15 protein-coding genes are annotated in these 13,183 nt (G+C 70.0%); 9 read left to right on the top strand and 6 right to left on the bottom strand.

Features of this window, described 5'->3' with window-relative positions; all coding sequences use genetic code 11:
- Positions 1–30: 30 nt before the first annotated feature.
- Entirely contained in the window at positions 31–687 is a 657-nt protein-coding gene (locus tag AB0C16_RS37460; RefSeq protein WP_357690443.1) for a TetR family transcriptional regulator, read from the bottom strand.
- Positions 688–847: 160 nt separating this feature from the next.
- Here AB0C16_RS37460 and AB0C16_RS37455 point away from each other — a divergent pair, with 160 nt between their 5' ends.
- Positions 848–1,372: a nitroreductase family deazaflavin-dependent oxidoreductase gene (locus tag AB0C16_RS37455; RefSeq protein WP_357690441.1), complete on the top strand. Its 525-nt coding sequence runs from the start codon at positions 848–850 to the stop codon at positions 1,370–1,372.
- Positions 1,373–1,537: 165 nt separating this feature from the next.
- On the opposite strand, the gene AB0C16_RS37450 is transcribed toward AB0C16_RS37455, so the two are convergent.
- From AB0C16_RS37450 to AB0C16_RS37435, 4 genes are all read right to left on the bottom strand, one after another.
- On the bottom strand, positions 1,538–2,134 hold the full coding sequence (locus AB0C16_RS37450) for a dihydrofolate reductase family protein (RefSeq protein ID WP_357690439.1): 597 nt from the start codon (positions 2,132–2,134) through the stop codon (positions 1,538–1,540).
- 60 nt (positions 2,135–2,194) lie between these two features.
- Entirely contained in the window at positions 2,195–2,926 is a 732-nt protein-coding gene (locus AB0C16_RS37445) for an SRPBCC domain-containing protein (protein WP_357690438.1), read from the bottom strand.
- A complete protein-coding gene (locus tag AB0C16_RS37440; protein ID WP_357690436.1) occupies positions 2,923–3,510 on the bottom strand; it encodes a helix-turn-helix domain-containing protein in 588 nt (195 codons plus the stop codon). The genes AB0C16_RS37445 and AB0C16_RS37440 overlap by 4 nt, the downstream gene beginning before the upstream one ends.
- Before the next feature lie 164 nt (positions 3,511–3,674).
- The gene (locus tag AB0C16_RS37435) at positions 3,675–4,184 is read right to left on the bottom strand and encodes an inorganic diphosphatase (RefSeq protein ID WP_357690434.1); all 510 of its coding nucleotides are present in this window, start codon (positions 4,182–4,184) and stop codon (positions 3,675–3,677) included.
- Between the two features lie 244 nt (positions 4,185–4,428).
- On the opposite strand from AB0C16_RS37435, the gene AB0C16_RS37430 reads away from it, so the two are divergent.
- The 7 genes from AB0C16_RS37430 to clpB all read left to right on the top strand — a co-directional run bounded on the left by AB0C16_RS37430 (position 4,429) and on the right by clpB (position 11,620).
- A complete protein-coding gene (locus AB0C16_RS37430; protein ID WP_357690432.1) occupies positions 4,429–4,692 on the top strand; it encodes an ATP-binding protein in 264 nt (87 codons plus the stop codon).
- Positions 4,693–4,782: 90 nt separating this feature from the next.
- Positions 4,783–5,256 carry a general stress protein gene (locus AB0C16_RS37425; RefSeq protein ID WP_357690430.1) on the top strand — a complete coding sequence of 158 codons (474 nt, stop codon included), beginning with the start codon at positions 4,783–4,785 and terminating at the stop codon, positions 5,254–5,256.
- 22 nt (positions 5,257–5,278) lie between these two features.
- Entirely contained in the window at positions 5,279–7,174 is a 1,896-nt protein-coding gene (gene dnaK / locus AB0C16_RS37420; protein WP_357690428.1) for a molecular chaperone DnaK, read from the top strand.
- Between the two features lie 22 nt (positions 7,175–7,196).
- On the top strand, positions 7,197–7,754 hold the full coding sequence (locus AB0C16_RS37415) for a nucleotide exchange factor GrpE (RefSeq protein ID WP_357690426.1): 558 nt from the start codon (positions 7,197–7,199) through the stop codon (positions 7,752–7,754).
- Positions 7,754–8,701 carry a DnaJ C-terminal domain-containing protein gene (locus tag AB0C16_RS37410; RefSeq protein WP_357690424.1) on the top strand — a complete coding sequence of 316 codons (948 nt, stop codon included), beginning with the start codon at positions 7,754–7,756 and terminating at the stop codon, positions 8,699–8,701. The genes AB0C16_RS37415 and AB0C16_RS37410 overlap by 1 nt, the downstream gene beginning before the upstream one ends.
- Positions 8,698–8,991: a chaperone modulator CbpM gene (locus AB0C16_RS37405; RefSeq protein WP_357690422.1), complete on the top strand. Its 294-nt coding sequence runs from the start codon at positions 8,698–8,700 to the stop codon at positions 8,989–8,991. The genes AB0C16_RS37410 and AB0C16_RS37405 overlap by 4 nt, the downstream gene beginning before the upstream one ends.
- A 10-nt stretch (positions 8,992–9,001) precedes the next feature.
- Positions 9,002–11,620 carry an ATP-dependent chaperone ClpB gene (clpB, locus tag AB0C16_RS37400; protein ID WP_357690420.1) on the top strand — a complete coding sequence of 873 codons (2,619 nt, stop codon included), beginning with the start codon at positions 9,002–9,004 and terminating at the stop codon, positions 11,618–11,620.
- An 11-nt stretch (positions 11,621–11,631) separates the two neighbouring features.
- Here the strand turns inward: clpB and AB0C16_RS37395 are convergent, their stop codons facing one another.
- Positions 11,632–12,780 carry a GMC oxidoreductase gene (locus AB0C16_RS37395; protein ID WP_357690418.1) on the bottom strand — a complete coding sequence of 383 codons (1,149 nt, stop codon included), beginning with the start codon at positions 12,778–12,780 and terminating at the stop codon, positions 11,632–11,634.
- Between the two features lie 131 nt (positions 12,781–12,911).
- Between AB0C16_RS37395 and AB0C16_RS37390 the strand changes: the two genes are divergently transcribed.
- Positions 12,912–13,183 (top strand): NAD(P)-binding protein (locus tag AB0C16_RS37390; RefSeq protein ID WP_357690416.1); only part of this gene is annotated, 272 nt, incomplete at its 3' end.

The raw sequence follows: 13,183 nt of genomic DNA, 5'->3' as shown, positions 1-13,183 counted from the left end.
CTGCCCGCCCACCCGGAACGGAAGAACTCCTCAGCCGTTCGGCGCCGTGGTCTTCACCGCGGACAGCAGGAGGTCGATGCCGAAGGAGTAGTAGGCGTCGATGTCAGGGGGAGTGGAGAGGGTGGTGGCGAAGGCGGCCAGGTGGGGGTAGCGACCGGGAGGGAGGCGTTCCAGGTCGAGGCGGTGTTGCCGTCTGAGCTCTGCGGTCTCCTTCTCGTCGCCTCCCACGCCGCCGGGCTGGCAGGACACCATCGTCGTGGCCCCCAGGAGCAGGTAGGTGGCCACGTGGTCGGCCTGCTGAAGCGTGAATCCGGCCTCGGTGAGCAGCCCGAGCGCGGTGTCGGTGACCCGCTGGTATCCCTCGGCCGCGCTCTTGTCGATCGTCGGCAGGAGGGTCGACAGGTAGGGGTGCGCGCGCGTCTGCTCCACCAGCGTGGTGATCATCGCGCGGAGACGCTGGTGCCAGGGCCGGCTCGGGTCCATGTCGGCGACGAGCGCTGTGAGCAGGTGGTCGGCGAGCGCGGAAAACAGCTCGTTCTTGTTCTTGACATGCCAGTAGAGTGCCGTCGGTGTGACGCCGAGCTCGGCGGCGAGTCGGCGGACGGTGACCGCTGGGAGCCCGTCGGTGTCGGCGATCTTCAACGCCCGCTCGATGACGGCCTGGCGGGTCAGTTTCTCTGGAGCCACTTGACAACTGTACGGGGCACAGGATCTCCTGTGCAACGTTCATGTACAGTGTTCATGAACGTTGTACAGGGCAGGTCGGTGGCTGGACAGGTGACCGTTCCTCCTGGGGGCGCGCATCGCGGTCGTCCCGGCAAGCCAAGATCGACAAGGAGGGTCAGGCATGAGACACAACGAGAGGGCCGGAGCCACGCGCCTGCACCGTTTGGACCGCTGGCTGTATCGCAGCGGCCGGCCCAACCGCCTGGCACGGGCGATCAACCGGGCCTGGGCGACCGTGTTCGCGGCCGGGGTGCTGCAGCCGGACCGGTTGGTGACCCTGCGGGTGCCGGGCCGGCGTACCGGCCGCGTCATTTCCTTCCCGCTGGTCGTCGCGGACTACCAGGGCGAACGCTACCTGGTGGCGATGCTCGGCCAGGGCACCAACTGGGTGCACAACCTCCGCGCGGCCGGAGGGCGGGCGGTGCTGCGGCACGGCGGCGACGAGGCCGTACGCCTGAACGAAGTCGACCCCGGATCCCGCGCGCCCATCCTGCGCCGCTACCTGGCCGTCTCGCCGGGAGGCCGCGCCCACATCCCGGTGGACCCGCAGGCACCGCTGGAGGACTTCGAGCAGATCGCCGCGCAGTACCCGATCTTCCACATCACGCCCGACCGGTCGGCGGCCCCGCCCGCTGCCGGCCGATAACCCTGCCCCTCCCGCTCGCCCCGCGGTGGCCGCGGCGTGCGGGCAGGCGACCGCGTTCTCCGGATCCACGCCGCCGGGCAGGTGGTAGAGCCGGCCAGGCTTCGGCCTTGAGGGAGGAGATCAAGGTCTCTGCACCGCGTGCGTCCGGCCGCTTTCGCGACTCTCCTACCCCTCGGCGATCGGCCGGTAGGTGCACACGTGCACGCCGGCGCCGTTGGTGGCCGTGGAGACCAGTTGGAGCGTGCGCAGCGTGCCGTCGTCGGGGAAGATCGTCTTGCCGCCGCCGAGGATCACCGGCTCGATCATCAGCCGGAGCTCGTCGACCAGGCCCTCGCGCAGAAGGGTGCGCACGAGCGTGGGGCTGCCCATGACGAGCAGGTCGCCGCCGCCGGTCTCGCGCAGCTTCCGGATGCCGGCGACGGCCTCGTGGCCCGGGATGCGAATGGTGTTTTCCCATGTCAGATCGTCGTCGCCGAGCGTGTCGGACACGACGTACTTCGGGATGGCGTTCATCCGGTCGGCGAACGGGTCGCCGGCCTGCTCGGGCCACGCCCCGGCCGACGCCTGCCACGTGCGGCGCCCGAACAGCAGCGCCTCGGCCTTGGTCATCGCCTCGTCGTAGGCGCCACCCACCACTTCCGGGTCGAAGAACGGGTGCGACCAGCCGCCGTGGGCGAAACCGCCGTCGGTGTCCTCGTCGGGGCTGCCGGGCGCCTGCACGACGCCGTCCAGGCTCATGAACTCGATGATCACGATACGCACGGGACTAACTCCTCTGGGTGGTGTTGCGGGGTTCTGACGCCATTGATCGGGATCGGCTGGTCAGCCGAAGCAGTCGGCCGTCCAGGTGTCCCAGGCGGCCTGCTCGTCGCGGCCGGCGAAGTTCTGGTGGCCGAGCACGAGGACGTCACCGCGGGAGGTGCCGGAGTGGATGAACCGGTAGAGGCCCTCGTCCGTCCGGATGCCCAGGTTGACGGGCAGGTTCGCGTAGTAGACGACCCCGGCGGAGCCGTCCGGAAGCCGGACGTCGTCGCCCTCGGCGACGGCCGGCGTGACGCCCAGTGCATCCGTGACGGCCTTCCAGACGGTGTCCGGGCCGCCGGCTCCGGGCCGGGCGACCGTCGTGACCGACGGGGTGCGGCCGGTGAAGTGCGTGAGGTACTGCTTGAGGGTCTCCAGGTAGATGGGCCAACCGGCCTTCATCGCCTCGAACTCGGACTCCCAGTCGTCGCCGAGCATGCCGTTCTGCACGAGCCGCAGCACGGTCGAGCCGCCGCCGCGCCCCTCGATGAGGTATTCGAGCGCCATGAACTGGCCGTCGGGGGCCTCCGCGCTGCGGGTCGCGAGGCGGGTGCCGGGCTCGTACGCGGTGATCGTGGCCTGCTCGGTGCGACCCATCATGGTGAGGATGTCGGGATCGCCGACGGACGTGCCGAGCTCGGTGTGTCCCATGAACCAGGAGTCGACGCCCGGTCCGGTCGCGATCGCGTCCCAGACCTGCTCGGGTGTGGCGCCGAGCTCGATCTCCAGGCTCAGCTCGAATGGGTGCGTCATCGGATTTCCTTCATGCTCGGATGGACGGCGACGACGATCCGGTGGTCGCGGCCGTGTTCGGCGGACTCGTCGTGGTATTTGGACACCAGGGCCGTGACGGCCTCGGTGAGCTCCTCGGCGAACGCGGCCCGGTCGGCGGCCGAGGCGAAGCGCACCTCGCCGTCGATCGCGAAGGTCGCGACGCGCTTGCGCGCCTGGGCGGCGCGGGTGATGAGCGCCCCGACGTCGCGGACCAGCCGGGCCGCGACGGCCAGCAGCCAGCTCGCCGAAAGCTGGTCGGGGGAGCGCGAGGGGTCGGGCTCGACCGACGCCAGCGCGATCGGGGAGATCACGTACGAGGCCGCGGTCGCGCGCATGATGCGCTCGTTGACGTTGCCCTTGCGCCGTTCCTCGATCATCTCGACGAGCCCGTGCGCCTCGAGCGTCTTCAGGTGGTAGTTGACCTTCTGCCGGGGCAGGCCGAGCTTGGCGGCCAGCATGGTCGCGGAGCCGGGCTCGCTCAGCTCTGCCAGAAGCCTGGCCCGGATGGGGTCCAGCGAGATCTCGGCCGCGGCCGGATTCTCGATCACGGCGATGTCCTGCATGTCTCACAAGCTATAGCCGACAAATTAAGTTGTCAAGGAAGTTCTATTTTCCGGTTGCGGGCCTGGCAGCAGTCCGCCGGCCGCGGCCGGGTCACGACGGCTCTCGCCGCCCTTGAGGGTCTTGAGGGTCTTGAGGTGTCGCCGTTGTCGCTCTCGAGGGGGCGTCAGTGGCGGCCTTCGCGATCACCGGGAGTCTCCGACGCGAAACGATGGAAGGCCTCCTCGACCAGGCGCTCGGCCCACTCGCGGGGCTCCCACCCGCGCGCGTTGGCGGACTTTCCCGGCTCGAGATCCTTGTAGACGTCGAAGAAATGCCCGATCTCGCCTCTCACGTACGTCGGCACGTCTTCCATGTTCTGGTACCGGTCGAAGCGGGGGTCGTCAGCCGGCACGCACAGGACCTTGGCGTCCGGGCCCTGCTCGTCGTACATCCAGAAGACCGCGATCGGGCGGGACCGGATCACGCAACCGGGGAACGTCGGCACCTCGCCGAGAACCATCGCGTCCAGGGGGTCGCCGTCCTCGGCGAGCGTTTCGGGCAGGAAGCCGTAGTCGTATGGGTAGGCGGTGGCGGTGAACAGCAGCCGGTCCAGCCGGATCCGCTGCTTCGCGGCGTCCATCTCGTACTTGTTGCGCGAGCCCCGCGGGGTCTCCACGATGACGTCGAAGCGCATCTCGCCATCTCCAGACCTTCGGCGTCTCTTTGCCCCCCAATGCTCGTAGCCGGGGCGAATAAACCCGTCTAAACCAGTCGCGTCCTGGGCGTACTCGATCTCTCGCGGAACGCGGCCCGCTGTGCCCGCCGTGCCCGCTGTGCCCGCCGTCCCGCCGGAGGACGCGTACCTGAGGGCGAAAGATCTCCACGGGTATGGGATTCACCGGTCACCCTCCGGAAAGCGGTCCATCGGGGGACGCGACATGCGAGGACGCGAACAGGAATGGCGTGCCGTCGACGACTTGCTTCGGACGATCGAAGGAGGCGGAGGCGGGACCCTGCTGGTGGACGGCGAACCCGGCGCCGGCAGGACACGACTGCTCGCCGAGGCCGCCGCCGCCGCGTCGGAGCGTGGCCTCGGCGTGGCCGGCGCCGGCCCGGAGGAGCTGGGCGAGCTGGTTCCGTGCGGCGTTCTGTTCGAGGCCGAGTCGGCCCGGGGACTACACGTCTGGGGGATGTGGGGGTGAAAGTCCGGAGAAGTCGCAAATTGTGGGCACCGGACTCGTCAAGCCATGGGTATGCCGAGGTGTCCGCCTGAGGGCGGAAGAGGAGGAGCCATGTCCGCTGCGGGGTCTGGTCCTGTCACGGCGAACCGGGTGCCGATAGCCGGCTACGGGACGTACGAGGAAGCGCAGAGAGCCGTCGACTACCTGTCCGACCACGAGTTCCCCGTGAAGGGGACGCTGATCGTGGGGGTAGGGCTGCGTTCGGTGGAGCAGGTGGTCGCGCGCATGACCTACCTGCGGGCGATCGGGTTGGGCGCCGCGGCCGGAGCGTGGTTCGGACTGCTCATCGGCCTGTTCCTGGGGATCTTCGCGCCGAGCATCGGTTCGATGGTGTCCCTGGTGCTGTGGGGGCTGCTGTGGGGCGTGGTCGCCGGAGCGATCTACGGCCTGATCTCACACGCCGTGCAGGGCGGCCAGCGGGACTTCCTCTCGCGCAGCAGTCTGGTCGCCGACAAGTACGAGGTTCTCGTCGAGTCCGAGCACGCGGCCCGGGCCCATGAGCTGCTCGGGCAGATGAGCGGCTAGGCCGCCAAGGGGGAACGAAGCAATGGCGAAAGCAGTCGGTATCGATCTCGGCACCACCAACTCGGTGATCGCCGCCACGGAGGACGGCGCGCCCAAGGTCATTCCCAACGCGGAAGGCTCCCGGACGACGCCGTCGGTGGTGGCGTTCACCGACCAGGGCGAGCGGCTGGTCGGCCAGCTCGCGCGCCGGCAGGCCATCCTCAACCCGAAGGGGACGATCTACTCCGCCAAGCGATTCATCGGCCGCCGCTACGACGAGGTCACGAGCGAGCTCAACGCCGTCTCCTTCGACGTGGTGGAAGGACCGGACGGCGCCGTCCGCTTCCAGGTCGGCGACAAGCAGTACGCGCCGGAGGAGGTCTCGGCCCTCGTGCTGCGGAAGCTCGCCGCCGACGCGGCCAAGTATCTCGGCGAGAAGGTGACCGAGGCGGTCATCACCGTGCCGGCGTACTTCAACGACGCCCAGCGCCAGGCGACCAAGGACGCGGGGCGCATCGCCGGGCTGGAGGTCCTCCGGATCATCAACGAACCGACCGCCGCCGCGCTGGCCTACGGGCTGGACAAGAAGACCAACGAGACCGTGCTGGTGTTCGACCTGGGCGGTGGCACGTTCGACGTCAGCATCCTCGACATCGGTGAGGGGGTCATCGAGGTCCGCTCCACCTCCGGCGACGGGCATCTCGGCGGCGACGACTTCGACCGCCGGATCGTCGACCACCTGGCCGACGAGTTCCAGCAGCAGCAGGGCATCGACCTGCGGCGCGACCCCCAGGCCCTGCAACGGCTCTTCGAGGCGGCGGAGAAGGCCAAGACGGAGCTCTCCGAGGTGACCCAGACCACGATCAGCCTGCCGTTCATCACGGCCGACGCCACGGGGCCGAAGCATCTCAACACCACGCTCAGGCGGTCCACGTTCGAGCAGATCACCGCCGACCTGGTCGAACGCTGCATCCATCCGGTCGAGCAGGCCATGGAGGACGCCAAGCTGAGGCCCGCGGACATCGACGAGGTGATCCTCGTCGGCGGGTCGACCCGGATGCCCGCCGTGCAGAACCTCGTGCGCAGGCTCACCGGCGGCAAGGACCCCAACATGACGGTGAACCCCGACGAGGTGGTGGCCATCGGCGCCGCCGCGCAGGCGGGCATCATCAAGGGCGAGGTCGAGGACGTCGTGCTGCTCGACGTCACGCCCCTCTCGCTGGGCGTCGAGACCCTCGGCGGCCTCATGACCAAGGTCATCGAGCGCAACACCACGATCCCGGCCCGCCGAACCGAGACCTTCAGCACGGCCGAGGACAACCAGAACGCCGTCGACATCGTGGTCCTGCAGGGAGAGCGGGACCGCGCGGCCGACAACCGGGTGCTCGGACGCTTCCGGCTGGAGAACATCCGCCCCGCGCCACGTGGAGAGCCGCAGGTCGAGGTCACCTTCGACATCGACGCCAACGGCATCCTCAACGTGACCGCCCGCGACAAGGACACCGGTTCCGAGCAGCGGATCACCATCAGCGAGAGCTCCAACCTGGACAAGCCGGAGATCGAGCGGATGGTCGCGGACGCCGAGCAGCACCGCACCGAGGACGTCAGGCTCCGGCAGGCGGTCGACGCGCGCAACGAGCTCGACTCGGTCGCCTACCAGGTAGAGCGCCGGCTGGCGGAGCTCGGCGACGCGGTGCCCGTGCACGAGAAGGCGCGTGCCGAGCAGCTCGTCGCGGACGCCCGGCAGGCGATCAAGGAGGAGGCGCCCCTCGACCGGTTGCGCACGCTCAGCGGCGAGCTCCAGCAGGTGTACCACGGCCTCGGAGCCACGGCCGGCGCCGCCGGCCGGCCGGGCGCGCCACAGGGCGAGCGGGAGAGCGCGCCGGGCGACGAGGAGGTGATCGACGCCGAGTTCACCGCGTCCGATTCCGAGAAATGAACGAGAGCACGGGTTTCGAGACATGAGCGGCCACGAGGACGCACCCGGGCCCGCCGGCCGGAAGGCCAGGGCCCCGGACGAGCACACACGAGCCGAGGAAGAAGAGACCCAGGAAGCCGTGGACGAGCGGGCGGAGACGGACGCGAAGATCGCGGAGCTGGAGGATCGCTGGCTGCGCGCCGTCGCCGACCTGGACAACCTCCGCAAGCGCGTCTCCCGTGACGCCGAACGGCTGCGGGCCGAGGAGCAGGACAGGGTGGCGGCCGAGTGGCTGCCCGTCCTGGACAATCTGGAACTCGCCCTGAGCCACGCGGCCGGCGGGGACGACGACCCGGGCGGGCTCGTCGACGGGATCCGGGCGGTGCGGGACCAGGCCGTCGCCGTGCTGTCCCGGCTCGGCTACGCCCGCCATGACGAGACCGGGGTGCCGTTCGATCCCGCCTGCCACGAGGCGATGGCGACCATCGCACGGCCGGACGTCGCGCCGGGCACCGTCGTGCAGGTGGTGCGCCCCGGCTACGGCGACGACCAGCGGCAGTTGCGCCCCGCCGTGGTGGTCGTCGCGAAAAAGGCGCAGTGATGGCCGCCCGGCGGGATTTCTACGAGGTGCTCGGCGTGGGCAGGAACGCCGACCAGGACGAGATCCAGCGGGCCTACCGCAAGCTCGTGCGCGCCTACCATCCCGACGTCAACAAGGATCCCGGGGCGGAGGACACGTTCAAGGAGGTCGCCGAGGCGTACGCGGTGCTCTCCGATCCCGAGACGCGCCGCCGGTACGACGCGTTCGGGCACGACTTCCGCCAGGTGCCGCCCGACGTGGATCCCGCGCAGTGGGCCCGCGCCCGCGCCGGAGCGGGGGCCGGCGCGGGCGCCGGCCCGCGGCGTTCGGCACGGGCCGAGGACTTCGGGTTCGGCACGGCCGAGGGGATGGACGTCGACCTGGAGGACCTGTTCGGCGGCATGTTCGGCGGACGCGGCAGGCGGCGCAGGGGGGCCGTGCCCGGAGCCGACCAGGAGGCGGAGCTGACGCTCACGGTCGAGGAGGCCTACCACGGCGGGCGCCGTGCCCTCACGCTGCCCGGGGGCCGGCGGCTGGACGTCACGATCCCCGCGGGGGTCGCGAACGGGCAGCGCGTCAGGCTCGCCGGCCAGGGCGGGCAGGGCAGCGAGGGGGCGAGCCCGGGCGACCTCTACCTCGTCGTGAGGATCGCCGAGCATCCCCGCTATCACGTGGAGGGCCGCGACCTCCACGCCTCCCTGCCACTCGCTCCGTGGGAGGCGGCGCTGGGGGCCACGGTCGCCATCGTCACGCCGGGCGGCGAGGCGAAGCTGAAAGTGCCACCGGGCACCTCGACCGGCCGCCGCCTGCGCCTGCGCGGGCGCGGCATGCCCAACCCGCGCGGCACCGCCGGCGACTTCTTCGCCGAGGTCCGGATCATGGTGCCCGCCCGGCTCACCGACGAGGAGAGGCGGCTGTTCGAGCGGCTCGCCGCCGCATCGCGGTTCGATCCCAGGAGGCGTTCATGACCTACGCGCTGGTGCGGCCGATCCGGCTGGACCTCGACTCCTACGCCCGTGCCACCGGGCTGCACCCGGAGGCCGTGCGGCGGCTGGTGGTGCTCGGCCTGCTCGAACCGGTCTCGGACGCCAGGGGGGAGCTGTGCTTCTCCCCCTCACAGGTGGCGGCGGCCGCGCGGATCCAGAGACTGCACGACGGCCTGTCGATCAACTACGCCGCGATCGGCCTGGTGATCGACCTGCTCGACCGCATCGAGAAGCTCGAGGCCACCCTGCGGAACCTCTCACCACGACACTAGGGGGACTGGAGTGGACCCGAACCGGATGACGCAGAAATCGCAGGAGGCGCTGCACGACGCCCAGACCAAGGCCCTGCGCCACGGGCACACCGAGGTCGACGGCGAGCACCTCCTGCTGGCCCTGCTCGAACAGCCGGAGGGGCTCGCCTCCCGGCTGGTGGAGCAGGCGGGAGCCGACCCGAAAGGTCTCCGCACGGAGCTGGAGGAGGAGCTGTCGCGCCGGCCCCGGGTCAGCGGGCCGGGCGCCGCACCCGGCCAGGTCTTCATCACCCAGCGCCTGTCACGGCTGCTCGACACCGCGGACCGGGAGGCGAAGCGGCTCAAGGACGAGTACGTCTCGGTCGAGCACCTGATGCTGGCCCTGATCGAGGAGGGTGACGGCACCGCGGCGGGCCGGCTGCTGCACGGCCAGGGGCTGACCAGGAACCGGTTCCTGCAGGCGCTCACCGCCGTCCGGGGCCACCAGCGGGTCACCTCGGCCATGCCCGAAGTGGCCTACGAGGCGCTGGAGAAGTACGGGCGCGACCTGGTCGCCGATGCCCGCGCGGACAAGCTGGACCCGGTCGTCGGCCGGGACACGGAGATCCGCCGCGTGATCCAGATCCTCTCGCGCAAGACCAAGAACAACCCCGTGCTGATCGGCGACCCCGGCGTCGGCAAGACCGCCATCGTCGAAGGGCTCGCCCAGCGCATCGTCCGCGGCGACGTTCCCGAGGGACTGCGTGACAAGACCATCTTCAGCCTGGACATGGGCTCGCTCGTGGCCGGCGCCAAGTACCGAGGGGAGTTCGAAGAACGCCTCAAGGCCGTGCTGAACGAGGTGAAGGCGGCCGAGGGGCGGATCCTGCTGTTCGTCGACGAGCTCCACACGGTGGTCGGAGCCGGGGCGACCGAGGGCGCCCTGGACGCCGGCAACATGCTCAAGCCGATGCTCGCACGCGGCGAGCTGCACATGATCGGTGCGACCACGATCGAGGAGTACCGCCAGCACATCGAGAAGGACGCGGCCCTGGAGCGGAGGTTCCAGCCGGTGCTCATCGACGAGCCGTCGGTCGAGGACGCCATCTCGATCCTGCGGGGACTGCGCGAGCGGCTGGAGGTCTTCCACGGTGTCAAGATCCAGGACAGCGCGCTCGTCGCCGCGGTGACGCTGAGCCACCGCTACATCGCCGACCGGTTCCTGCCGGACAAGGCGATCGACCTGGTCGACGAGGCCTGCGCGATGATCCGGACCGAGATCGACTCCATGCCCGCCGAGCTGGACGAACTGACCCGGCGGGTGAGGCGGCTGGAGATCGAGGAGGCCGCGCTGGCCAAGGAGGAGGACCCGGCGAGCCAGGCCCGTCTGGGCGATCTGCGCAAGGAGCTGTCCGCCCTGCGCGCCGAAGCCGACGCGATGCGGGCGCAGTGGGGGGCCGAGCGTTCGGCCCTGCGCAAGGTCCAGGCTCTGCGGCAGGAGCTGGAGGTCGTGCGGAGGGAGACGGAGCAGGCCGAACGCGACTACGACCTCAACCGCGCTGCCGAGCTGCGCCACGGCAGGCTCCCCGAGCTGGAACGCCGGCTCCGCGCCGAGGAGGAGCGGCTGACCACCCGGCAGAACGGGCACCGGCTGCTGCGCGAGGTGGTGACCGAGGACGAGATCGCGTCCATCGTCTCCCGCTGGACCGGCATCCCGGTGAGCCGCCTGCAGGAAGCGGAGCGGGACAAGCTGCTCCGGCTGGACCAGATCCTGCACGAGCGGGTCGTCGGGCAGGACGAGGCCGTGCAGCTCGTGGCCGACGCCGTCATCCGCGCCCGCTCCGGCATCAAGGACCCCAGGCGCCCGATCGGGTCGTTCCTCTTCCTCGGTCCGACCGGTGTGGGCAAGACCGAGCTCGCCAAGGCCCTTGCGGCCGCCCTGTTCGACACCGAGGAGAACATGGTCCGCATCGACATGAGCGAGTACCAGGAGCGCCACACGGTCAGCCGCCTCGTCGGCGCCCCTCCCGGCTACGTCGGCTACGAGGAGGGCGGTCAGCTCACGGAGGCCGTGCGGCGCAAGCCGTACTCGGTGGTGCTGTTCGACGAGATCGAGAAGGCCCACGCGGACGTGTTCAACACGCTGCTGCAGGTCCTCGACGACGGGCGGCTCACCGACGCGCAGGGCCGCACGGTCGACTTCCGCAACACCGTGGTCATCATGACGTCGAACATCGGCTCGCATTACCTGCTCGAAGAGGTCACCCCCGACGGCGAGATCAAGCCCGAAGGACGCGACCTGGTGATGGGAGAGCTGCGGCGGCACTTCCGGCCGGAGTTCCTCAACAGGATCGACGACATCGTGCTGTTCAAGCCGCTGACGGAGGTCGAGATCGAGCGGATCGTCGAGCTGATGTTCACCGACATCAGGAAGCGGCTGGCGGACCGGCGGCTCACCCTGGAGGTCACCGGGGACGCGCGCCGCCTCATCGCCACCCAGGGATACGACCCGGTCTACGGCGCCCGGCCGCTACGCCGCTTCATCGCCCGCGAGGTCGAGACCAGGATCGGGCGCGCCCTGCTCGCCGGTGACGTTCCCGACGGCTCGGTCATCACGGTCGACGCCGGCCAGGACGAGCTGCGCGTCACCTTCCACGAGCCGGAGAGCTGACCGGGACCGGCTTACAGGTCGGTGGCGATGATCTTTTCGATGTTCCGCTCGGCGAGCGCCGTGATCGTGACGAAGGGGTTGACGCTGGTGTTGCCGGGGATCAGCGCGCCGTCGATGACGTACAGGCCGGAGTAGCCGATGAGGCGGCCGTAGTTGTCGGTGGCCTTGTTCAGCACCGCGCCGCCGAGCGGATGGTACGTGAGGTGGTCGCCCCAGATCTTGTAGACGCCGAAGAGGTCGGTCCGGTAGATCGTCCCCTCCTTCGCGTTGATCTTGTCGAAGATCGTCTTGGCCATGTCGATGGACGGCTGCTTCCAGGAGGTCTGCCAGTTCAGGTCGACCCGGCCCGTCGCGGCGTTCCAGGAGAACTGGGCGCGGTTCGGGTTCCTGGTGATCGACAGGTAGAACGAGGCGTAGGTCTCGATCCCGGTGGGCAACGGCGCGATCTCGGCGAACGCGCCCCCGGCGGCCCAGTTGTCGATGCCGGAGCAGGGGATGGTCGACTGGAGCCGGCCGGTCGGGTCCCACAGGTGGTTGGCGCGGCCGCACATCACGTTGCCGTTGTCGCCCCAGCCCTTGCCGACCTCGCCGTTCAGGTTGGGCAGGGCGCCGGTGGCCTTCAGCTTGACCAGTAGCTTGCTGGTGCCGACGCTGCCGGCGGCGAAGAACACCCGGTCCGCGATGACGGTCTTGGTCGCGGTGGTGTCGCCGTTGGTGTTGAGCTGGTCGATGACGACCGTGTAGCCGCCGCCGGACGCCGGAGCGACCGAGGTGACCATGTGCAGGGGCGAGATGGTCACCCTGCCGGTGGCCTTGGCCTGGGCGAGGTAGGTCTTCTGCAGCGATTTCTTGCCGTGGTTGTTGCCGTAGAGGATCTCGCCGGCCAGCGCCGACTTGGTGACGGTCCCGGCCGCCTCCTGCTTCATGTAGTCCCAGTCGTACACGTCGGGCACGAAGACGAACGGGAAGCCGGAACGCTGGGCGTGCTTGCGGCCGACGCGGGAGTACTGGTAGCAGGCCGTGGTGTCGAACCAGGCCGGGTCGATGGTGCCGACGCCGAGCCCGGCGTTGGCGCGCGGGTAGTAGGTGGCGTACATCTCGTCGGCGTTCACCGACGGGAGGATGGCGGCGAAGTTCTCGCGCTTGGGGGTGACCGCCATGGCTGAAGTCCTCGGCGTCCAGGATTCCGGTGTAGCGGGAGATGTCCCGGTCGATCGGGAAGCCGAGGAAGTAGTTGAGGGGGGCCTTGGTCCTGGTGCGCAGCCAGTAGGACCGGTGGTCCGGCTCCAGCGTGTTGCAGAAGATCTTGCCGTCGGAGCCGGGGGTGTCCCAGGCCATGCCCATCTCGATCAGGTGCACGTCGATGCCCGCCTGGGCGAGACGCAGGGCGGCGACGGAGCCGCCGTATCCGGTGCCGATCACCAGGGCGGGGACGTGGGCCCCGCTGGAGATCGGCGCCGGATACGGCGGCTCCGTCGCCGCCCTGCGTCTCGCCCAGGCGGGCATCGACGTGCACCTGATCGAGATGGGCATGGCCTGGGACACCCCCGGCTCCGACGGCAA

Source organism: Nonomuraea sp. NPDC048916, assembly GCF_040649575.1.
Classification (GTDB): Bacteria; Actinomycetota; Actinomycetes; order Streptosporangiales; family Streptosporangiaceae; genus Nonomuraea.
Note: the sequence above shows the minus strand (reverse complement) of the source record. Positions and strands in the feature narration are given on the sequence as shown.

What these genes read in the sequence shown, in the direction of transcription:
- AB0C16_RS37430 (WP_357690432.1), top strand. Translation starts at nt 4,429, where the DNA reads ATGCGAGGACGCGAACAGGAATGGCGTGCCGTCGACGACTTGCTTCGG.
- AB0C16_RS37440 (WP_357690436.1), bottom strand. Translation starts at nt 3,510, where the DNA reads ATGCAGGACATCGCCGTGATCGAGAATCCGGCCGCGGCCGAGATCTCG.
- AB0C16_RS37410 (WP_357690424.1), top strand. Translation starts at nt 7,754, where the DNA reads ATGGCCGCCCGGCGGGATTTCTACGAGGTGCTCGGCGTGGGCAGGAAC.
- AB0C16_RS37455 (WP_357690441.1), top strand. Translation starts at nt 848, where the DNA reads ATGAGACACAACGAGAGGGCCGGAGCCACGCGCCTGCACCGTTTGGAC.
- AB0C16_RS37425 (WP_357690430.1), top strand. Translation starts at nt 4,783, where the DNA reads ATGTCCGCTGCGGGGTCTGGTCCTGTCACGGCGAACCGGGTGCCGATA.
- AB0C16_RS37415 (WP_357690426.1), top strand. Translation starts at nt 7,197, where the DNA reads ATGAGCGGCCACGAGGACGCACCCGGGCCCGCCGGCCGGAAGGCCAGG.
- AB0C16_RS37395 (WP_357690418.1), bottom strand. Translation starts at nt 12,780, where the DNA reads ATGGCGGTCACCCCCAAGCGCGAGAACTTCGCCGCCATCCTCCCGTCG.
- AB0C16_RS37405 (WP_357690422.1), top strand. Translation starts at nt 8,698, where the DNA reads ATGACCTACGCGCTGGTGCGGCCGATCCGGCTGGACCTCGACTCCTAC.
- AB0C16_RS37445 (WP_357690438.1), bottom strand. Translation starts at nt 2,926, where the DNA reads ATGACGCACCCATTCGAGCTGAGCCTGGAGATCGAGCTCGGCGCCACA.
- AB0C16_RS37435 (WP_357690434.1), bottom strand. Translation starts at nt 4,184, where the DNA reads ATGCGCTTCGACGTCATCGTGGAGACCCCGCGGGGCTCGCGCAACAAG.
- dnaK (WP_357690428.1), top strand. Translation starts at nt 5,279, where the DNA reads ATGGCGAAAGCAGTCGGTATCGATCTCGGCACCACCAACTCGGTGATC.